The sequence below is a fragment of the Actinoallomurus sp. NPDC050550 genome, from assembly GCF_040655075.1.
Taxonomy (GTDB): Bacteria; Actinomycetota; Actinomycetes; order Streptosporangiales; family Streptosporangiaceae; genus Actinoallomurus.
Window position 1 is genome coordinate 83,922 of the sequence record NZ_JBFAJC010000037.1, and the last position, 19,936, is coordinate 103,857.

Genomic DNA, 19,936 nt, shown 5'->3' on the forward strand with positions numbered 1-19,936 from the left:
GGACGTGGGCGGGCGAAGGTGAGGTCGCGCGCGACCTCACCGGCCACTCGTGGGAGGCTGGACCGCTATGACGGCGATCGGATCCCGAGCGACCATCCCCGCGGACGCGCCACCCGTGATCGGGGTGGTGCCATCGACGGTCCGCCCGCGGCTGGCGCGCGTGCGGATGCGCGGTGTCGACGTCACGATGGCCTACGCCCCCGACGAGGCCGAGCAGCGACGTCGGGCCGCCGTCGGTCTGACCGGGGTCACCCGCGTCGACCTGCTCGACGTCCTGCTCGGGCTGCCGGCCGGGGGGACGGTCCCCTGGGAAGCATTGTCGGCCAAGGAGATCCGCGCCATCCGCGAGCTGCCGGCCGGATGCGCCGACCTCACTCCGGCGGGCGTCGTCCGGTTGTTGCGGCGGCCGCTGCGCGCCGAACTCGCCATCGTTCAGGCGGTGTCGTGGCGGTCTGGCCTGGATCGCGCGGGCCGGTTCGGCGCCTACTGCGCGCGGATGGTGGTCCTGCCGGGCCTTCCGGCGGATCTGGACGAGGCGCGGGCGGAGGCCGACTACTGGGGTGTCGGTCTCGTGGCCGGGGCCCGGGTCGTCGTGCCGCCGGAGCCGTTCCGCGACCGGGCGCACGCACCGGCCGGATGGGCGTTCACCGAGGAGCTCCACCTGCGGACGCTCACCGCACCGGAATAGCTACGGCTACCGCGGGTGCTGCGTCCTCACCGCGTCGGAGTAGCGGCGGCGGGCGCGGGCGGGACGCCCTCTCACCACACTGCGATAGCCGCGGGCGCGACGCCCTCTCACCACACTGCGATGGTTGCGGGCGCAATCTCTCGCCGCACCGGAAGAATCGTGGCTGCCGTAGGCGCGGCGTCCTCTCATCGCACTGGCGCGGCGGTGGCGGGTGCGGGTGTGGTGTCCTCGCCGGCCCACACCCACAGGGACTCCGGCGGCACGAACACCGGTTCGCGGGCGCGTACGAGCGTGTTGTAGCGGGCGTGCGCGGCGATCGCGTCCCGGCACAGCTGCCGCCAGTAGCGGCGGCGGCCGGCGGGTGAGTCGGGGTAGCGGAGGTTGCGCGCCCATTCGGACCAGACTGCCACGCCGTGCAGGCGCGCGTCCTTCCAGTCTTCCTGGCGGAGGAAGCTGACGATGCTCCGGCCGCCGCATCGGGCACAGCGGCACGGCGGCGCCGGCCGGTCGCCGAACCGCCCGGCGAGCACACTTCCGCGCACGTACGCCATCAGGTCCGGGACAAGGACGCCCGGCGAGCGGTCCTCCGGCCCGCCGTTCGGCTGTCCGTACGCGGCGGCCTCCCCCGGCGGGACGATGTGCCGTAGCGCGCTGCTGGTCCCGATCGATGCGGCCAGGCCGCCCTGCGCCACCGCGTCCAGCCCGGCCAGGTCCGTGCGGAAGAGGGCGACGTTCGGCACCTCGGTGACCAGGCGGCGCAGGCCCAGGACGCCGTCCATCACCCGCTGCGGCGGGTTGAACTGGCCGCCCGGCATGACCGCCTTGGCCAGTGGCACCTCCGCGAGGAGGCCGATGACCTTGTCGATCAGGCCGGGTGCCAGCCATCTGGCGTCCATCGGCAGCGACAGGATGACGTCGTCGCGGCCGAGCCCAGCCGCGCCTTCGGCGGCGGCCTCGAGGGCACCGAAGTCTCCCGCCCGCAGGTACAGAGTCGGGGTGAGCGCCGCGTCGGCGCCCGCGTCGATCTGTCCTTGGACGTGTTCCTCCAGCGTGGTCTCCACCAGCCGGTCGCCGCTCTCGTCGAAGGGCCGCTCCCGGGTGGCGATCTTCCCTTCGGCCGGCGCGAGGTCGAACAGGATGGGACCGCCGAACGCCCGCTCCTCCCGGCATCGCCGGGCCGCGCGGACGGGGTTGGCCCCCGTCAGCACGAGCCCGCCGTCGTCAGGGCCGAGCAACGCGACCACGTCGGACGCGTCGGACGGACGGGTATGCGCGAACACACGGCCGGCGAGCACGGTGACGGCGTCACCGTGCACTCTCCCCCTCGGCCTCGCGGACACACCGGAAGGCGGGACCGGACCAGGCATCGCGTCGAATCACCTCAGAGAGTGAAGGCGAAACTCCACTTTCGACGGTGCGCGAAGAAAACCGTTCCGTCAATGCCCAGGTCGGCCCGGCTTCGGTAAAGCGGACACCTCGGCGGGTCCGCCGGGCGGCGAATGCGTGGTGTGACCACGAGCGGATCGGCTTACCCCTGCTCCCGGCTCTCCTCACGGTGAGTGAACAGGGAGAGCAGGCCCTCGATCCGGTGGTCCGCCTCCGCGGGATGACGGTGGTTCGTCAGGAAGGTCCACTGTCTCGCTGGTTCGCCGCCCTGGGACGTGGCCATCGTGGTGCTCATCCGATCTGCGTCTGGGCCTGTCATCGCGGTGCTCTCTAGAGCATTCTACGAACCGGGTTTCCGGTATCAGTTGACGTGCTTCTGTCGTACATGCATCCTCGAAGCATGTGGTCGGCAAGGCCGCTCATGCGAGTGCACCCTCGTGATGCCAGTGGCCGTCATGGCAGAACGTAACGCCCGCGCAACCGAAGCCGTCCCGCCGGAGGCGAGTCTCGTGCTCTACGAGGACGACCAGCTCAGCATCGTCCAGGTGACCCCACCGGACACCGTGCTGCTCACGGGCGACATCGACATCACCAACAGCGCGGCCCTCGCCGACGCACTGGCCCGGGTCACCGCGCGATGGGGTCAGGTGTCGGTCGACACCACCGGGCTCCGCTTCATCGACGTCTCCGGCTGGCGCGTCCTCGTCGCCTCCACGGCCACACCCCGCCCCCGGCTGCTCAACGTCGCCCCCTGCGTCCGCCGTCTGAGCGACCGCATGATGTCCCTCTGACCCTCGCGACCGGTCTCGTAGGCCGGGAACGCTCACCGCGATAACGGTTAGGCCGTGCTCCGTCCGGAGTGCCATGCTGGGCGGCGCCCCTTACCACCGATCGCGGAAGAGTCATGCTCGAGACAGGGATCATCCAGAAGACGCTGCGGGTGCCGATGACGGCGGGGCCCGAAGGCGACGGCGGCACGGTCGCCCGCCAGTTGGACGCCGCGTTGCTGAGCGTCGGGTTCAAGGCGTCCGGAGAGTTGCTGGAGCACCTGTCGCGCGTGGAGCCCGGCGTCGCCATGGACACGGGCGTACGGATCCTGGCGGCGGTCCGCGCGCTCGTCGGGGACCACGTCCAGCACAACGTCTACTTCCGCGACTTCCCGGCGAACGTGCCGGACACCGTCGAGTTCTGGCTGGAGTGCCTGCGCGACGCGGTGGTCCGTACCCGCCCAGCCGACGAGCAGCCCGATGACGAGGGACTGCGGGCGATGGTGGCCACCGGCCGGGTCGACCTGCTGCGGCTCCCGAAGTACAGCCGGTACCAGCACACGTACGAGGAGATGCTCGCCGCGCACGACGAGCTGATCCCGTCGCTGAAGGACCGGCTCACCGTTCTGCACCTGGGCCGGCCGCTCGCCGAGGAGGCGCAGGAGCTCTACCTGGCCCTGGCCGGGAGCCCGATCCCGCTCGGCGACGCGGACCTCGAACTGCTCGGCGCGCTCGCCGCAGCCTGCGTCGACGGTGCGCAACCGGAGACGATCCCGAGCCGGGAGAGCCTCGCCGTCGTCAACCGGGTGTGGCTGGCGGCGGGCAGGCCCGTACGCGTGGACACGGTCACCGACGTGCTGCGGCTCGCGTGCGCGATGTCGGACGGGGACGTCTCGCTGACCGAGCCGACCCGGTTCCGGTCGTTCCCGCGTGCGCGGCGCCGCGCGCTCCTCGCCGCCCTCGACCGGGTCGTACGGGACGGCCCCGCCAAGGTCGCCGACGTCGGCCGCCACCGGGAGATGTGGAAGCGGCTCGGCGAGCGCCTGCATCCTCACGAATACCAGGACCTACCGCACGCGCTGAAGGTGTTCGCCGTCGCCCGCGGCGAGACGGTCGTACGGTCGCTCGCCGGCCGGGTGGAGCTGGCGTTCGCCGACAAGCGGGTCGGCGAGGCGGTGTCGCTGCTGACCATCGCCCCGGGCATGCTGTTCCGGTCGCTGGACCGGGTGCTGCGCACCGCGACGCCCGCGGAGCTGGAGACTGCGCTCACCGCCGTACGCGAGACGATCGGCCGCGTGTCGGGCCGCGTGATCCTGGGCGTACGCGAGCACGTCGCCAACCGGACGGCACCGGACGCCGCGCGGATCTTCGTCAACCGCGAGGCCCGCGCCTGGGCACGCTCGGACGATCGGCCGCCGCTGCCGGAGCCCGTCGTACGGCGACTCACCGCGATCCTGGACGAGGAACTGACCCGGCGCCTGCCCGCCTGGGACCGGATCGTGGTCGACCCGGCGGTGCTCGACCTGACCGTGCCGCTGACGAACAAGACCTCGCCGAACGGTTTCGGCGCGGTGCCGCGCGGGTCGGTCATGCCGGTCGACGGGGAGTCGCTGCGGTTCTTCGTGTACTGGCGGCAGGCTCACCAGACGACCGACTTCGACCTGTCGGTGCTGCTCCTCGACGACGCGTTCGCCCCGGCCGGGCAGGTCTCGTGGACGCGGCTCGAAGGCGGCGGCGCGGTGCACTCCGGTGACATCGTCGACGCTCCGACGGGCGCGTCGGAGTTCATCGACCTCAACCTGGAGCACGTCACGGCCCGGTACGTCCTGCCGCAGGTGAACGTCTACTCCGGGGAAGGCTTCACGCAGGTCGCCGAGTCGTTCTTCGGGTTCATGCTCCGCAGCCCCGACCAGGCGGGCCGGCCGTTCGAGCCGCGCACGGTGCGGATGAAGTCGGATCTGCGGGGCACCGGGCGGGTCGCGCTGCCGGTGGTGTTCGCCCGGGGCGACGACCGCCGCTGGTCGGCGCGCTGGATGCACCTGTACCTGCGAGGCGCGAGCTGGGGGAACCGCGTCGAGACCAACCGCGTGTCGACGACGACGCTGGCCCGCAGCGTCCTGGAGCGCCGCTACCTGCCCATGTCCTACCTGGTCGAGCGACTGACCGCCAAGGCCGGGACGGTGACGCCGTACGAGCCGGGCATGGAGCTCGACGGTCCGGTGACGTTCATCGGGCTCGAACGCCCGGATGGCCTGCCGGCCGGCTCCGATGTGTACGCACAAGACCGGCTTAACGAGTTGATCCCGGAGTAGCGCGCCGCACCGGCCCGCTACTCCGGAGACGGCTCAGCCGATGGCGACGCCGACGGGAGCGAGACCGACCCTGTCGACGGTCTTGGTGACCGTGTTGGTCGACGTATCGATCACCGCGACGCCGCCGGCTTTCGTCGCGGTCACGTACACGTGATCACCGTACGGAGTGATCGCCACGCCCTCGGGGCCTCCTCCGACCGGAATGGTGGCGGTGACCTTGTTGGTGGCGGTATCGATCACTGAGACGCTGCTCGACGCCGTGTTCGTCACGTAGGCGCGGGCGCCGTTCAGCGTGATCGCCACGCCGCGGCCGCTGCTGGTGGCGATGGTCTTGGTGACTGTGAGGGTCGAGGCATTGATAACCGATGTACTGCCCGAGCAGGCGTTGGTCACATACACGCGAGCGCCGTCCGATTGATCTCCGGCCGGGGAGCGGTTACGGTCGTTGACCGGCGAGGCCATGAGGGGGCTTCCTTCTCAGCTTCGGACTGCCCTAGTCCCTTCGCTCTCCTCGCCGGTGGCCTGAGGGCTCGCCGCCGGCAGTCGGCGGGCCCTCACGTAACCTTTGCGCCCGGCGAGCCATCTTCGCGAACTGTCGACGTCCCGTGCTTTGATCCTTGAGACAGCGAATCGTGAACATGAGGGTGCCTCAAGACGGCTGGTCCGAGGAAATGGCCGTGCCGAAGTAGGACCCGGCTTAACGAGTTGATTCCCGGCCGATGAGTGGCTACGGTCGCTGATCAGCGAGGCCATGGGGGGACTTCCTTCTCGGCCTTTAACCGCTTCCTAGTCTCCTCGCTCTCCTCGCCACGTTCTGAGGGCCCGCCGACCACCGTCGGTGGGCCCTGAGCACGACATTGTTCGTCTCGGCTATGCGATGGCCGCCGGGCCGGCCGCCTGCTGGACGAGCCGCGCGAGACCCGTCTCGATGGCTTCGACGGCGGTCTCGCTCTCGGCGCCGAGCCCGTGTCGTTCGGCGATCCAGGAAGCGCTGTTGTAGGTCAGCCACACCTTGCCGTCCTGGTCCTGCCAGGCAATGGCTTTTACCGGCAGGTCGATGCCGCTGGTCTGCCGATCCTGCATCAGTGGAGTGCCACCACGGGGATTGCCGAAGATCAGGAGCTCCGTCGGGCGAAGGTCCATTCCGATCTGAGCGGCATTGCCCGCATGGTCGATTCTCGCGAATACGAACAGGCCGGCCCCGATGACCGCGGTTTGCAAGCGGTCGATCGTCTCACCGACGGGCCAGTCGCTGGCAACCGTCACCATGCCGTGTTCACTCATTTGTTCCCCACCTTCGCGGCAGAGCGCGACCTTCCCGCATTCGCCGCGCCGCCCGCAGCTCGCCGATCGTTACGGACACGCCCGACTGTAGCCAGCCCGACTGTAGCCAGAAAGACGCATTTTCTCGGCAGAAGGATCTAGAATCACGTCAAGATCAGAGAAACGGCGGCGACCATGACCGAAGATATCCGGATATGCATGCCTGCGTCGGCGGCGGCTCCCGGCTTCACCCGCAGGCTAATGGAGCGAAGCCTCAAAAAGTGGGGCTATTCGGATATTTCTTACGACGCGATGCTTGTAGCGACCGAAATAGTGACGAACGCGATGAGAGCGACTCCCGGCGAGATCATCCGCTTCATGTGCCGCTGGGAGGACGGCGTGGTCTACATCGCCGCATGGGATTCCAGCCTCGGCCGCCCCGCACCAACGGCCACGGTCGACCTCACCCTGGACGACCTGGATCTCGCCGAGGCCGGCCTCAACACGGACGGCCATCGCGGCCTGCTCATAATCGACGCGCTCGCACTGGAGTGGGGCTACCGTCCCGACCCCATCGATCCGAGCACCGGCCGCTCCCCTGGCAAATGGGTCTGGGCCCGAGTCGCCGCCACTCCGTCGGACCACGTCTAGAGTCTGTTGGAAAGTGGATCTTGGTCAGGGATGATTACCGCAAACGACGCGGGCCGGCGGGGGTTTGTCGGCGAGAGATCACTTCTCGTGCATCCAGGCGAGCGTGGTCCGCGACTCGCGGAGTCGCCAGCCCGCCGGCGTCCGCACCGCGGTGCAGGCCAGTCGCAGGCCGCTTGTCCGGTGGGGTGCTTGGCCGTCGCGGTAGAAGTACACGAGCGAGTTCGCCGAGGCAGCTGCCTGGTCGCCGTCAACGTCCACCAGCAGATCAGTGGTCACGTGCTGGGTGTGCTCCCCCGCGACCTCAGCCTGTCGCATAAAGGCGACGAGCTTGTCGATGCCGTGGAGTTCGCCGTTGCGGGGCGAGTACACCGCCATGTCGTCGGCGAAGACGGTGTCCGCATCCTCCCACCGCTTCTCGTCGAGCAGGCGCGCGAGGCGGGCGAACAGGTCGGCGATCTCGAGACGGTCGGCGATCAGGGTATCCGTGGACATGACATCCTCTTTCGTTGGCGCCACTAACATTGGCGTCGCCAACTATACAGATTTTCGTTGGCTGCGCCAACGATGTATGGTGGCGGTCGTGGACGAGACACCCGCACGCCTGACCGTGAAGCCGAGTTGGCTGCTCACCCAGCTGGCATTGCACGCCCACCGGTTGGCGTCCGACAGCTTCGGCGAGGTGGGTGCGCGCGGGTACCACTACCGGATCCTGGCCGCGCTGGACGAGTTCGGGGTGGCCAGTCAGGCCGAGCTCGGTCGCCGGTGCAACATGGACCGCAGCGACGTCGTGGCGGCGATCAACGAACTGGCCGAGCAGGGTTTCGTCGAGCGGACGCCGGACCCGGATGACCGAAGGCGCAACATCGTGACCCTCACCGCGGCGGGTGATGGGCAACTGCGGCGCATGGACCGAGCGCTCGACAAGGTGCAGGACGATCTACTCGGACCGCTTCCGGCCGAGGACCGGCAGACCTTGACCCGCCTGCTCGCTCGACTGCTCACGCACCACCAACAGGCCTAGATCCGCTTCGAACAGACCCTCGACCGGACCGGAGGTCTGGCCCAGGGTCTGGAACAACATCGGCCAGGTCTACGGCGTACCCGTCGAGCCGAGTTCAGGCCGCGTCGATCAACGCCAGATCTCGAGGCACGAGCGTGGTCGACATCAGCATTTCCTGGATCAGGTTGTGATTCAGCGTGTTGCCGACCGGCTCGCCGACTTCTTGGCGGGTCAGCCCCGAAATTCCGGCACGGACCAGCCGGTTGCGCACGCCGCCGACCAGGTGCTCGACTCGCTTCCTCGTCCATCCTGCGTCCGGCTGCAAGCCGGCGAGACTGTCGGCCGTCTGCTGCCAGGACAGGGGCTGCGGATGGGGTTCATGCAGCAGGTACCGCTGGCCGAGCACGACGAGGACGAGTCTCTCGTCAGGCTCGAGCCGCCACGTTGTCGGATCGACGGTGGCAGCGTCGTGCCGGGCCACAGGCTGCTCGTACCCGGGACCGGAGACGAAGACCTCCAGTAGATGTTCGCGTGTGCCGCGGACGAATATCGACGTGTAGCCGGTCTGGAGCACCACGGGTTCCTCGTCCTCGAACAGGTATCTGTCGGCGATCCGGATCGGCGTCCGGCCGGCGTTGCTCACCCGCCACTGACCGCCGCTGTGGATCAATGTGCCTTGGTGACGGCTGACCCGTACATCGTCCTCACCGAGACATACATGAACATCGGGCCGGTTACGCCCGAAGAGGATCTGGCGGCCGTCCGCGGGACCCACCGTGATCCCGCCGGTCAACGCGAGAGCGAAGATCGTACCCGGCGCCGATGGCCGCACCCCGCGAGCGAGGCTCTCATGTGAGGCGGGGAGCACGACACCGCCCACAGACCTGGGCGCGGTCGCGGTGCCGGCGGCTCGGTCACGAACGTCGGTGCCGCCGACACGGGCCTGGCCCGAAACAGCGTAGGACCGCGTGACACCGGCCGAGGACGTCGTGCTCGGCGACGCTTCGGCCTGGTCGGCCTCGCGGGTGACCGCATCGTGGGTCGCCAGTTCGTCCAGTGCCCGCTGTGCACCCTCCACTCCGTACCGGGCCGCCACGCCAAGCCAGTGCTCGCCTTGGTCTCGTTCTCCCAGCTCCAGCAGCTTCAAGCCCAGCGCGTACGTCGCATAACCGAACTCGGCGGATTCGGCCTGGCGTTTCAGACCGTCGATCTCCTGCGGAGTCAGTCGCTCGATGCTCTCCATGACCGCTTCGAAGCCGTCCTGGAGATCCCGCTCGGTGGGGTCCGGGAGCTCGTGCGGGTCGCCATGGCGGTTCACTCGCAGTCCCCCTCCGGCCGGTAGGAGTCCAGGCCAACGCTCTTACGGAGCGTCTCCAGCGCCCTCTTCCGAAACATCTTCACCGTATTGTCCGTCACGCCCATCACCGTCGCGGTCTGGGCGGTCGTCAGATCGTCGACATAGCGCAGATGGAGCGCCTCACGCTGCCGGTTCGGCAGGGTCGCCAGCGCCCGCTGGAGGTCGATCCGGCGGTCTGTTTCCTGATGCGATTGGAGTTTTGAAGCCAACGAGTCGGCGAGCAGCACTAGGTCCTCTCCCTCGACCGGGTGTTCCGGCACTCGTCCGCGCTTTCTCCAGAAATCCGTGATGCGCCAACGCGCAATGGGGATCAGCGCCAAGGCCGCCCGTTCCTCCATCATGGCGGCACCGCCAGAGTGGTCGAAGTACGTGGCGAAGACGTTCTGCCAGATCTCCTGGCATACGTCCTCCGCTTCCTCCAGCCCGCCGACCCGCCGTGCCACGAACCTCCGCAGCCGGGGATGGTGTTCGAGGTAGAAGCGCCGCGTCGCCTTCTGGCGTTCGGCTTCCGAGGCTTCCCCCGGGACGTCTTCGTCGCCTCGCCGCTGCGTCACCTGCCCCGTTCACCTTCCGCCCGGCTCTTTCGTTTCGCCGCCTGGATCCCGGCGGGCGTCCACCTCGATGGACCATTCCTCCGCGCATGCCCGGCGTCGTGCCCGCGCCGCCCGGCCCGTCGCCGCCAACGTGCTCGCGACCGCCGTCATCGCCCGGCGCTGCTGCCGGGCCAGCGCCACGCGGCCCCACACGCGAACGGCCAGCGCGCCGAGCGCCAGCAGACCGGAGGCCGCTGAGACGACCTCACTGAGACTCGACGACCCGAGCACCGCGACCCACCACCTTGTCTCTACGGAAACAGCATCACCTTCTACATCGCTGAAGTCTCCGGAAACGGGTACCACCGAATCGCTCGCGTTCCGCATTATTAGTGTCGATTCCCGCGATATTTCTTTCGCTGGAGCACGACGAGGCGTGTGTCGAGGTCACGCCGGTTGCCTGGCAGGAAGTCGCCGGATTGAGGGCACAGCTCACGACCGGCGACACCGGCCGCCGACTTCTTCTCAGGCCGTGGTGACCGCGGTCTCCAGCAGGACGGTCGTCTCGTCGATCGCGGCGGTCAGGGCGGCGGGGTCCGAGGTCAGGGCGGCGAGGATGCGGTCGACGCCGCGTAGACCGGCCCGGTCGAGCAGGGTCTTCTCGTTGGTCACCCACTCGCCTCGGCGGGCGAGCACCGCGTGCGCCGCCTGGCAGGCCGCGGTGGCGATCGCCCCGGCGCAGCCGGTGACGTGTCCGCGCCCGGCGTAGGCGGCGCGGGCGTAGCCGAGGGTGGGTCGGGCGTCGCCCCACCAGCGGCTGTGAGCCGCCCGCCTGAGCGCCTCGGGGTATTCCGGGCGCGGCAGCGTACCGTGCAGGACCCGATTGACGGCGAGCTCGGCGACGACGATGTAGGTCGGGACGCCCGCCAGGTGGAACATCAGCCGCTCGACATCGAAACGGCCCTCGCGTGCCTCGGCGACGCGGCGCTCGACGTCGTCGAGATCCCGGTAGTGGACGTCGACGCGCCGGTCGTCGATGGTCAGCCAGGCACCGCCGTTGAACACGCCGCCGCCCCACGCGCCGAGTTCGGAGACCTCACCGGGCCAGCCCAGGGCACGCAGGTCGTCGGGCGAGAACGCACCTCGGTAGTAGATCGCGAAGTCCCAGTCGCTGTCCGGCCCGTTCGTACCAGTGGCACGTGAGCCGCCCAGCGCGACGGCCCGTACACCGGGCAGGCCCACGAGCCGCTCCGTAACGTGGTCGAGGAAAGCCTCGTCATCGAGTGCCCGCATGCGCCGAGCGTAGGCGTTGCGGCGCGCCCGACGCAGGTGGGTTTCGTGTTGGTCAGGGGGCGAGGAGGCGGCGCGGGCCGGGGCCCTGTTCGGCGAGGACGTCGTTCGGGTTGACGAGTGTGCACTGCTCGAAGGACAGGCAGCCGCAGCCGATGCACTCGGTGAACCGATCGCGCATTCGCTCCATCTTGGCGATGCGGTTGTTGACCTCCTGTTTCCAGTACTCGGAGACTCCGACCCAGAAGTCGCGGGTGAGCTCGGCGTCCGGCGGGAGCATGCCGAGGACGTAGCCGACGCACTCCAGCGGCATGCCGACGCTCTGTGCCGCGCGGATGAAGGCGACCCGGCGCAGCGTGGTGCGGTGGTAGCGGCGCTGGTTTCCGGTGGTGCGCCGGCTGTCGATGAGGCCCTGCCGCTCGTAGAAGCGCAGCGCGGAGGCGGACACGCCGCTGCGCTCGGACAGCTCTCCGATGGTGAGCTCTTTGGTGATCTTGGCGTGCTCGGGCATGGTGATCAGCCTAGCTTGACTTCAACCTTTGTTCAGGTTCGAGGCTGTTCTCACGGCCGCCCCCGGCCGTGACATCACGATCGAACGAACAGAGGTTCCCTCATGTCCGAGAACACCGACGGCCCCGCGCCGTTCAGGGTCGCCGTCATCCTCGGCAGTGTGCGCGAAGGCCGGTTCGGCACCACCGTGGCCGACTGGTTCGCAGGTCGGGCGGCCGAGCGCGCCGACGTGGAGGTCGACGTCATCGATCCGGCCGAGGCCGGACTGCCGCTGAGGTTCCCGGCGTTCGGGTCCACCCCGGAGCCCGAGACGGGCCGCGCGCTGGCCGCGGTCGGGTCCCGCCTCGCCGCAGCCGACGCCTTCGTCGTCGTGACCCCGGAGTACAACCACAGCTTCCCGGCGGCGCTGAAGAACCTCATCGACTGGCACAACGCAGAGTGGCACGCCAAACCCGTCGGGTTCGTGTCGTACGGCGGGCTGTCCGGCGGCCTGCGGGCGGTCGAGCACCTCCGGGTGGTCTTCGCGGAGCTGCACGCGGTGACCGTCCGGGAGACGGTGAGCTTCCACGGCGCGTGGGAGCGGTTCGACGCCGAGGGCGCGCCGGTCGACCCGGCCGGGTGCAACGGGGCCGCGAAGGCGCTGCTCGACCAACTCCTGTGGTGGGCGCACGCGCTGCGCGACGCCAAGGCCGCCCGCCCGTACGCCGCCTGACGCCATGACCGCCTCCCCACCTCGCGACGGACAGGACTCCTCCACCATGACGACAGCGTCCCCTCCCGGCCAACGCGTTGAGACCCGGCCGCCGGGCGACGGCCCCGGGACCATGGCGATCGCGATGGTCATCGTGCTCGGGTCGATCATGACGGTCATCGACATCACCATCGTCAACGTCGCGCTCGGCCGGCTCTCCCAGGAATTCCGCGCGCCGGTGGCGACGATCCAGTGGGTGGCCACCGGCTACACCCTCGCCCTGGCCACGGTGATCCCCGCCACGGGCTGGGCGGTCGGCCGGTTCGGCACCAAACGCACGTACATGGTGTCGATCGGAGTGTTCACCCTCGGCTCGGCGCTGGCGGGGCTCGCCTGGGACACCGGTTCGCTGATCGGGTTCCGGGCCCTGCAGGGGCTCGGCGGCGGGATGATCACGCCGGTGGCCATGACAATCGTCATCCGAGCCGCCTCCCCGGAACGGATGGGCCGGATGATGAGCGTGCTCGGCATCCCCGTCCTCATCGGGCCGCTGGCCGGGCCGATCCTCGGCGGCTGGCTGGTCGACAGCGTGTCCTGGCGCTGGATCTTCTTCGTCAACGTCCCGATCGGGGCGCTGGTGCTCCTGCTGGCGGGCCGGATCTTCCGGACGGAGACCCCGCAGCCCGGGCACCGGCTGGACGTCCCCGGCCTGTTGATGCTCTCCCCCGGGCTGGCCGCGATGATCTATGGGCTGGCCACCGGCGGCGAACACGGCGACTTCGGCTCCGCCAGGGCGTTCGTCCCGACGGCGTTGGGCGCGGCACTGGTGGTCGCCTTCGTGATCCGCGGGCTGACCGCCCGCCACCCACTGATCGATCTGCGGTTGTTCCGGCGGCGTGCGTTCTCGACGGCAGCCGTGACGCTGGTGTTCTACACCGGCGCATACTTCGGGTCGATGCTGTTGCTGCCGCTGTACTACCAGGTGGTCCGCGGCCAGAGCGCGACCGGCTCCGGTCTGCTGGCCATCCCGCAGGCGCTCGCCACCGGCATCTCCATGCAGGTCGCCAGCCGCCTGATCGACAGGGTTCCGCCCGGGCGGCTGGTGCCGGTGGGGATCGGGCTGGCGAGCACCGGGTTCCTGGTCTTCACCACGCAGGTCCGCGCCGACACGCCGTACTGGCTCCTCATCGTCCCGCTCATGCTGACGGGCATCGGCGTCGGGGCGACGATCATGCCGGCGATGGCGGCGGCGACCCGGAACCTCGCGAGCGAACAGGTGCCCGGTGCCAGCACCGCGCTGAACATCACGCAGCAGGTCTCCGCCTCGCTCGGCACCGCCCTCATCTCCGTCGTGCTCGCCACCGCGATGACCGACCGGCTGCCCGAGGTCTCGGGCGGCATCGGGGCGGTCCGCGGACTCCCGGCGCCGGCGCGGCAGGCGATCGCGCCGCGACTGGCCGACGCCTTCCAGCACACCTACGTCTGGGCCGTGGTCCTGATGGTGCTGGCTCTGGTGCCCGCCCTCTTCCTGCCCCGCCGGCGAACGAACGACGTGAAAGGATCGTGATCATGACGGAGAAACGTGCCCTGGTCCTGGGGCCTGGGGGCGTCGTCGGCACGGCGTGGACGGCGGGCCTGGCGGTCGGCCTGCGACGCGCCGGCGTGGACCTGGCGGACGCCGATCTGATCGTCGGGACGTCGGCGGGGGCGATCGTCGGCATGATGCTCGCGACCGGCCAGGACCTCGAACGGCTCGGCGCGCTTCCGGTCGGCTCCACGGCGTCCGCTCCGGCGACGGATCCCGCGCGGATGAACGAGGTCTTCGCCGTGCTCGGCGATCGGAGTCTGGATCCGGCGGAGGCCCGGAGGCGGGTCGGCCGGATCGCCCTCGTCGCGACGACGGTCGGCGAGGAGACGCACGTGTCGCGGATGGCGGCCCTGATCGGCGCGTCGGCGTGGCCGGACCGCGAGCTGCTGATCACCACGGTGGACGTCGAGACCGGTGAGCGCCGGGTCTGGGACCGCTCCGACGGCGCCCCGCCGGCGACCGTCGTGGCGGCCAGCACCGCGATGCCGGGCGCCTACCCCCCGATCACCGTGAACGGCCGGCGGTACATGGACGGAGCCCTGGCCGAGGGCAGCAACGCCGACCTCGCCGACGGCGCCGGCGTCACGGTCCTCGTCGAGCCGCTGGCGCACCTGTTCCCCGCGAACCCGGCGGAAGGCGCACCCGGCGTCGTACGGGTCGTCCCCGACCCGGCGGCGGTGGCCGCTTTCGGCCCCGACCTGCACGACCGCGCGGCGTCGCGGGCGTCGTACGAGGCCGGCGTGCGCCAGGCCGCCGACGCCGCCGACCGAATCCGGGATACCTGGCATGACCATAAATCCGCTGGCAGAACACGGTCTATGTAAAACACACATATCCGCATAAGGTGGGAGATGGTTGCTCGGCCTGCCGTCCGGGCCCCAAGGCCGCGGGCGGCCGGCGCCGGAGACACCGGCCGGCAGCACCGACCGGCGCACCTCCGATGCCGCATCCGCGGGCCGGGCCTGAGGCGCAGGAGGTGCACCGCATGTCCGTGACAACGCCGCCGTCACTGCCGACCCGCCGCGAACTCCCGTTCGACCCGCCCGAAAGGTACCGGCTGCTGCGGGAGGAGGATCCAGTCAGCAGACTGACCTTCCCGGACGGGAAGGTCGGCTGGCTGCTCACCCGGCATGAGGACGTCCGGGCGCTCCTGTCGGATCAGCGGTTCAGCTCGAACCGGCTGCGCGCCTCGTCGCCGGTCCGGTCGTTCCCCATCCGGCCCGGGGAGCCCGTCTTCCGCGCCGGCTCCTTCATCGGCATGGACGCCCCGGAGCACACGCGCTACCGCCGGATCCTGACCCGCTGGTTCACGACCCGGCGGATGCGCGAACTGACCCCGCGGATCGAGCGGATCGTCGCCGAGCACCTCGACGCGATGGAGCAGACGGGGCCGCCGGTCGACCTGGTCCCGGCGTTCGCACTGCCGATCCCCTCCCTCGTCATCTGCGAACTGCTCGGCGTCCCGTACGGGGACCGCGCCGCCTTCCAGGGCTGGACCGGCACGCTGCTGCGGATCGGCGGCCCCGAGGAGGACGTCTTCGCGGCCCGCGACGAGCTGTGGGCCTACATCCGCGGCCTCGTCGAGCGCAAACGACGGGAGCCGGACGACGCGCTGATCAGCAGTCTCGTCCACGACCCGGAGAGCTCGCTCACCGTCGACGAAATGACCGGTGTCGGGCTGCTGCTGCTCGTCGCCGGGCACGAGACGACCGCCAACATGCTGGCCCTCGGCACCTTCACCCTGCTGACGCGGCCGGACCAGCTGCGGGCGCTGCGGGAGAGGCCGGAGCTGATCGACGGCGCGGTCGAGGAGCTGCTGCGGTACCTCAGCATCGTGCAGTTCGGGCTCGTCCGCGTCGCCAAGGAGGACGTCGAGATCGCCGGGCGGCGCGTTCGCGCCGGCGAGACGGTCGTGGCCTCGCTCTCCGCCGCGAACCGCGACCCCGGGCACTACCCCGAGCCCGACCGGCTGGACATCACCCGGCCGCCGTCGCAGCACGTCGCCTTCGGGCACGGCTTCCACCAGTGCCTGGGCCAGCAGCTGGCCCGCGCGGAGATGAAGGTCGCCTACCCGGCCCTCTTCCGCCGCTTCCCGGGGCTGCGCCTGGCCGTACCGCCCGAAGAGGTCCCGCTGCGCGACGACATGGTCATCTACGGGGTGTACCACCTGCCGCTCACCTGGTGAGGAAGGCCGGGCGCGCTCCGGGTCGCGGAGCGCGCCCGGCGATCAGGCGTTCAGCCACCGCGTCATGCGCGCGAGGAGCTCCTCGCCTACGACGCCGTCATCGTCTATCTCGGCTGGAGGGGCCGCTGACGACTGCGGGCGATCCGGAGAAGCGGCGGCGCATCGCCGGGGCGACCAGCCGGTCCAGCGACCAGGGCCCGGGACCGAAGATCGCCACCAGGAGGAAGGCCCAGCAGAACAGTACGGCGAGATCTCCTCCGCTCTGGAGCGGGAAGAGCGCGCGGGGCTGGTGCACCGAGAAGTAGGCGTAGGCCATCGCCCCCGAGCAGACCAGCGCCGCCACGCGGGTGCCGAGGCCGACGAGGACCAGCACACCCGCGACGAACTCGATCAGGGCCGCCCACCAGTAGGGCCAGTTCCCGGCCGGCAGCGCATCGCCGCGGCCGGACACCCCGCCCAGCACGCCGAACAGCGACGCCAGGCCGTGGCAGACGAACAGGAAGGCAACGACGATCCGGAAGAGCGACAGCACGTAGGGCCGAGCGCGATCCACCGCGTTCACGGATCCCCCCGAATTTCGAATCGTGACCGCGCGGGAGCGGAGGGACGTACGACCGTCCTCACCCCGACCCTAGTGGCGGAACACGAGCGGCCCTACCGGGCAAAGCGCATGGGACGGTCACCACCAGACCAAGACCGGACGGCGGGGTCGCGCGAACCTCACCACAGGGTCATCGAACGGTGGAAGACGCCGGCCAGGTCCTCGTCGCTCACCGGCCGCGGCGCCGTCTCCAGCAGCCGCCGCTGTTTCATCGCCCCGTCGACGAGGTCGGGCACGTCGCCGTCGGTGTAGCCGACACCGCCGATCCCGTCGGGCATGCCGATGTCCCGCATCAGGCGCAGCAACGCCGCCGGCAGATGTTCGGCCGGGTCGTCGGGGCGTTCCAGCCCTGGGTCGAGCAACGCGGCCGCCCGGAGGTGCCGCTCCGGGCAGGCCTCGAAGGTGAACCGGAACGCCTCCGGCGCGGTCAGCGCCACCGCCATGCCGTGCGGGACGAGCGGCTCCGCCCCCGGGTAACCGTCCGGGCGGAACTCCCTGACCCGGCCCGCGATCGGGTACGCGCCGGCGTGCGGAATGTGCACGCCGGCGTTGCCGAAGCCGAGGCCCGCGAAGGTGGCGGCGAGCGCCATGTCGGCCCGGGCGCGGACGTCGCCTCCGTCCCGTACGGCGGCGCGGAACGACCCGGCGATCAGGGCCAGCGCGCGTTCCGACCACATGTCGGCGACCGGGTTGGCGCCGCAGTACGGGACCCGCTGCTCCGGCGTCTTGCGCTCATAGGCGGTGTACGGCCGGGCCGTGTAGCTCTCCAGCGCGTGACAGACGATGTCCATGCCCGCCGACGCCGTCACCCCCGCCGGCTGGGTGACCGTCAGGTCGGGGTCGACGACGGCGAGGGCGGGCCGGAGCCGTGGATGGCTGATACCGGTCTTGACCTTCAGGTCGAGGACGTCGAGGACGCAGACGGTCGTGCTCTCGGCGCCGGTGCCGGTCGTCGTGGGTACGGCGACCAGGGGCAGGAGCGGCCTCGCGGGCGCCCTCCCGGCGCCGATCGGCGGGTTGAGGTAGTCGGTCAGCTCGCCGTCGTTCGTGGTGAGGAGGTTGATCGCCTTGGCCGTGTCGATGCTCGACCCGCCGCCGACCGCGACGTACGCGTCCCAGGGGCCGGACTCGCGCGCCCGGTCGACGGCATGGCGGAGGCTCGCGTCGGTGGGTTCGACGTGGACCTCGTCGAACACCTCGGTCTCGATGCCGTACGTCTTCATCCGGTCGGCGATCCGCTCCGGGGCACCGGTCACGGCGACGCCCGGGTCGGTGACGATCAGCGCCCGCCGTACGCCGTACTGGGCCAGGTCGAAACCGATCTCGCCGGACGCGCCGGGGCCGAACTTCAGGTGCGGAGCGCCATAGGTGAACACCGACTCGGGATCGCTGGGAACGGCTGCCATCGCGTGCCCCTTTCGCCTCTCCGGCCAGCCTATTTCCCGGCGAAGACGCGGCCGTCCCGGCCGGGGGGACGGATTCCGGCCGGGACGGGTGGGCGGAGGTTCACCGTCGATGACGGATCCTCGGCGCCCGGATGGGTGGTCAGTTCTGCGGTGGCGGCCCGTGGTGCTGCGGCCGGCCCTTTCCGCCGTTACCGCCTTGCTTGCCGCCGTTACCGCCCTGCGTACCTCCGTTATTGCCGCCGTTGCCGGGCTGGTTTCCGGCGAAGGTAACGGCCGTGACGACGTTGCCGTTCATGGTGAGCTTCGCGACCGGGTTGGTCAGGCCGAAGTTCTGGCAGTTGAGGTTGCCGAACGACTGCTGCAGCCGCATCCCCAGGAAGGTGAAGAGGCTGTTCGCCGCCGCGGGCATCGGGCTGGCCTGGGCCGCCAGCATCTGCATGTCCTTCTGCAGCCGGGCCGCCTGGACGGTGTCCATCATCCGGCAGTACGTCGCCGGCGTCTGTCCCGCGGGCACGGCGGGCTGGTCGGCCCCGGCCCGGTACAGATTGGTCTTCGCCGCGCTCATCTGGTTGTTCACCATGGTCATCGGGTCGTTCATCGGGACGAGCGCGCTCGGCGCCGCCTGGTGGGCGGCCGCCTGAAGCTCGTCCATGGCCAGGGACGTCGTCACCGTCCCCGGATTGGCGAGGTCGGGCGCCGTCCACGGCGTGCAGCCGAGGGCCGGGTCGACGAAGACGTCGAGCAGGGCGTTGTCGCTGGGGTTCGAGAGCGTCTGGGCGCCGGCCAGGCGGCCCTTGTTCGCCGCGGTGTTCTGCGCGATCCGCCCGTTCCCGGTCGTCAGGTACGTCGCCGTGACGTTGTCGCTCTGGTCCTGGTCGATGAGCGCGAAGTCGCGCGTCGACATGCACGGCATGCCGTCCTTCGCCGTTCCGAGCGCCGGCACGGTCAGCATCCCGCCCTTGATCGCGGCGTTGGCGGCCTGGAAGAACGCCGGGGCGTTGCAGTACGCGAACTGCCCGAAGACCGAGCCGTTCAGGCCGTTCACGCACTTGCCCTGTTGGAGACCGGCGCCGCGCAGGGTCAGGTTGGCGCCGTTGTACCCGAGCCAGACGCCGACGACCGCGCCCGCCGGGAGGGTCGGCGTCACCGGCGCGGCGGCCGGCTGCGTTCCCTGGTCGATCACGAGCGGGTTGTAGACCGACAGCTTGCCGGTCGCGGGGTCGACGATCGTCGCCTGGACGAACGCCGACTGGTTGACGTTCGCCTCGTTACAGGCGCCCATCGCCGCGTTCGTGGCGGTCAGCTGGTAGGGCGTGGCCAGGCCGCGCGCGCTGAGCGGGTTGGCGGGGACGATGAGCGTGCAGTTCGCGTTGGGGTCGGCCGCCTTCCCACCGCCCCCGCCGGCGCCGCCCGTCGGGGTCGGGCAGGAGCTCGGGGTCGGACTCGCCTTCCTACGGTGGGCCGGAGCCGCGCTGCCCGGAGCACCGCTCGCGTTCGGATTCGGCATGGCCGTTCCCGGCGAGCCGCTCGCGCTCGGCATCGTCCCGGCGCCCGGCGCTGCGGTGCCCGGCTGTGCGGTTCCCGCCGACGGCTGCGCGTCGGGCATGGCGGTGCCGGCGGGCGCTGAGGCGTTCGCCGCGAGGGGGGTGGCGGCCCGGGCGTTCGCGGAGGGAGCGCCGGTGCCGGGGCCCGCGCTCGGCGCGTCGGC

Annotated in this window: 23 protein-coding genes; 10 read left to right on the plus strand and 13 right to left on the minus strand. The window is 70.5% G+C overall.

The features are described 5' to 3' along the window. Positions 1 to 67 precede the first annotated feature (67 nt). Positions 68 to 688 (plus strand): hypothetical protein, encoded by a 621-nt coding sequence (locus AB0I04_RS37475; RefSeq protein ID WP_360895864.1) that lies wholly within the window; start codon positions 68 to 70, stop codon positions 686 to 688. A 185-nt stretch (positions 689 to 873) separates the two neighbouring features. On the opposite strand, the gene AB0I04_RS37480 is transcribed toward AB0I04_RS37475, so the two are convergent. Together AB0I04_RS37480 and AB0I04_RS37485 are read right to left on the minus strand one after the other, a co-directional pair. Further along, positions 874 to 2,004, minus strand: a complete 1,131-nt coding sequence (locus AB0I04_RS37480) for a hypothetical protein (protein ID WP_360895867.1) — start codon at positions 2,002 to 2,004, stop codon at positions 874 to 876. Positions 2,005 to 2,216: 212 nt separating this feature from the next. Next, a complete protein-coding gene (locus tag AB0I04_RS37485; RefSeq protein WP_360895870.1) occupies positions 2,217 to 2,369 on the minus strand; it encodes a hypothetical protein in 153 nt (50 codons plus the stop codon). Between the two features lie 160 nt (positions 2,370 to 2,529). Here AB0I04_RS37485 and AB0I04_RS37490 point away from each other — a divergent pair, with 160 nt between their 5' ends. Then, positions 2,530 to 2,865, plus strand: coding sequence for an STAS domain-containing protein (locus AB0I04_RS37490; protein ID WP_360895873.1), 336 nt, complete (start codon positions 2,530 to 2,532; stop codon positions 2,863 to 2,865). 113 nt (positions 2,866 to 2,978) lie between these two features. Continuing rightward, a complete protein-coding gene (locus AB0I04_RS37495) occupies positions 2,979 to 5,153 on the plus strand; it encodes a TerD family protein (RefSeq protein WP_360895876.1) in 2,175 nt (724 codons plus the stop codon). A 33-nt stretch (positions 5,154 to 5,186) separates the two neighbouring features. Here AB0I04_RS37495 and AB0I04_RS37500 read toward each other — a convergent pair whose 3' ends face one another. Both AB0I04_RS37500 and AB0I04_RS37505 read right to left on the minus strand, forming a co-directional pair. Then, entirely contained in the window at positions 5,187 to 5,615 is a 429-nt protein-coding gene (locus AB0I04_RS37500; protein WP_360895879.1) for a DUF5074 domain-containing protein, read from the minus strand. Positions 5,616 to 6,023: 408 nt separating this feature from the next. Next, positions 6,024 to 6,437, minus strand: coding sequence for a DUF302 domain-containing protein (locus AB0I04_RS37505; protein WP_360895882.1), 414 nt, complete (start codon positions 6,435 to 6,437; stop codon positions 6,024 to 6,026). Positions 6,438 to 6,611: 174 nt separating this feature from the next. Here AB0I04_RS37505 and AB0I04_RS37510 point away from each other — a divergent pair, with 174 nt between their 5' ends. Next, entirely contained in the window at positions 6,612 to 7,067 is a 456-nt protein-coding gene (locus tag AB0I04_RS37510) for an ATP-binding protein (protein WP_360895885.1), read from the plus strand. 78 nt (positions 7,068 to 7,145) lie between these two features. Here the strand turns inward: AB0I04_RS37510 and AB0I04_RS37515 are convergent, their stop codons facing one another. Continuing rightward, positions 7,146 to 7,559, minus strand: coding sequence for a nuclear transport factor 2 family protein (locus AB0I04_RS37515; RefSeq protein ID WP_360895888.1), 414 nt, complete (start codon positions 7,557 to 7,559; stop codon positions 7,146 to 7,148). Positions 7,560 to 7,647: 88 nt separating this feature from the next. Between AB0I04_RS37515 and AB0I04_RS37520 the strand changes: the two genes are divergently transcribed. Further along, on the plus strand, positions 7,648 to 8,088 hold the full coding sequence (locus AB0I04_RS37520; protein WP_360895891.1) for a MarR family transcriptional regulator: 441 nt from the start codon (positions 7,648 to 7,650) through the stop codon (positions 8,086 to 8,088). 94 nt (positions 8,089 to 8,182) lie between these two features. On the opposite strand, the gene AB0I04_RS37525 is transcribed toward AB0I04_RS37520, so the two are convergent. The 5 genes from AB0I04_RS37525 to soxR all read right to left on the minus strand — a co-directional run bounded on the left by AB0I04_RS37525 (position 8,183) and on the right by soxR (position 11,758). Beyond that, positions 8,183 to 9,385 carry a hypothetical protein gene (locus AB0I04_RS37525; RefSeq protein WP_360895894.1) on the minus strand — a complete coding sequence of 401 codons (1,203 nt, stop codon included), beginning with the start codon at positions 9,383 to 9,385 and terminating at the stop codon, positions 8,183 to 8,185. Continuing rightward, positions 9,382 to 9,978, minus strand: a complete 597-nt coding sequence (locus tag AB0I04_RS37530) for an RNA polymerase sigma factor (protein WP_360895897.1) — start codon at positions 9,976 to 9,978, stop codon at positions 9,382 to 9,384. Before AB0I04_RS37530 ends, AB0I04_RS37525 begins: the two co-directional genes overlap by 4 nt. Positions 9,979 to 9,987: 9 nt before the next feature. Continuing rightward, the gene (locus tag AB0I04_RS37535; protein WP_360895900.1) at positions 9,988 to 10,248 is read right to left on the minus strand and encodes a hypothetical protein; all 261 of its coding nucleotides are present in this window, start codon (positions 10,246 to 10,248) and stop codon (positions 9,988 to 9,990) included. A 234-nt stretch (positions 10,249 to 10,482) separates the two neighbouring features. After that, a complete protein-coding gene (locus tag AB0I04_RS37540) occupies positions 10,483 to 11,250 on the minus strand; it encodes a nucleotidyltransferase domain-containing protein (RefSeq protein ID WP_360895903.1) in 768 nt (255 codons plus the stop codon). Positions 11,251 to 11,302: 52 nt separating this feature from the next. Then, on the minus strand, positions 11,303 to 11,758 hold the full coding sequence (gene soxR / locus AB0I04_RS37545) for a redox-sensitive transcriptional activator SoxR (RefSeq protein ID WP_360895906.1): 456 nt from the start codon (positions 11,756 to 11,758) through the stop codon (positions 11,303 to 11,305). 102 nt (positions 11,759 to 11,860) lie between these two features. On the opposite strand from soxR, the gene AB0I04_RS37550 reads away from it, so the two are divergent. The 4 genes from AB0I04_RS37550 (at position 11,861) to AB0I04_RS37565 (ending at position 16,221) form a co-directional block, all read left to right on the plus strand. Then, a complete protein-coding gene (locus tag AB0I04_RS37550) occupies positions 11,861 to 12,469 on the plus strand; it encodes an NAD(P)H-dependent oxidoreductase (protein WP_360895909.1) in 609 nt (202 codons plus the stop codon). 46 nt (positions 12,470 to 12,515) lie between these two features. Then, complete coding sequence (locus AB0I04_RS37555; protein ID WP_360895911.1) at positions 12,516 to 14,015, plus strand: DHA2 family efflux MFS transporter permease subunit; 1,500 nt, start codon at positions 12,516 to 12,518, stop codon at positions 14,013 to 14,015. Between the two features lie 2 nt (positions 14,016 to 14,017). Beyond that, entirely contained in the window at positions 14,018 to 14,860 is an 843-nt protein-coding gene (locus tag AB0I04_RS37560) for a patatin-like phospholipase family protein (protein ID WP_360895913.1), read from the plus strand. A gap of 161 nt (positions 14,861 to 15,021) precedes the next feature. Further along, entirely contained in the window at positions 15,022 to 16,221 is a 1,200-nt protein-coding gene (locus AB0I04_RS37565) for a cytochrome P450 (RefSeq protein WP_360895916.1), read from the plus strand. Between the two features lie 97 nt (positions 16,222 to 16,318). Here AB0I04_RS37565 and AB0I04_RS37570 read toward each other — a convergent pair whose 3' ends face one another. From AB0I04_RS37570 to AB0I04_RS37580, 3 genes are all read right to left on the minus strand, one after another. Further along, entirely contained in the window at positions 16,319 to 16,783 is a 465-nt protein-coding gene (locus AB0I04_RS37570) for a DoxX family protein (RefSeq protein ID WP_360895919.1), read from the minus strand. Positions 16,784 to 16,941: 158 nt separating this feature from the next. Beyond that, a complete protein-coding gene (locus AB0I04_RS37575; protein WP_360895922.1) occupies positions 16,942 to 18,228 on the minus strand; it encodes a hydroxyacid-oxoacid transhydrogenase in 1,287 nt (428 codons plus the stop codon). Positions 18,229 to 18,367: 139 nt separating this feature from the next. Then, on the minus strand, positions 18,368 to 19,735 hold the full coding sequence (locus AB0I04_RS37580; protein ID WP_360895925.1) for a hypothetical protein: 1,368 nt from the start codon (positions 19,733 to 19,735) through the stop codon (positions 18,368 to 18,370). Between AB0I04_RS37580 and AB0I04_RS37585 the strand changes: the two genes are divergently transcribed. Beyond that, a partial coding sequence (locus tag AB0I04_RS37585; protein ID WP_360895928.1) for a hypothetical protein occupies positions 19,734 to 19,936 on the plus strand: 203 nt, incomplete at its 3' end. The two genes, AB0I04_RS37580 and AB0I04_RS37585, sit on opposite strands and share 2 nt — an antisense overlap.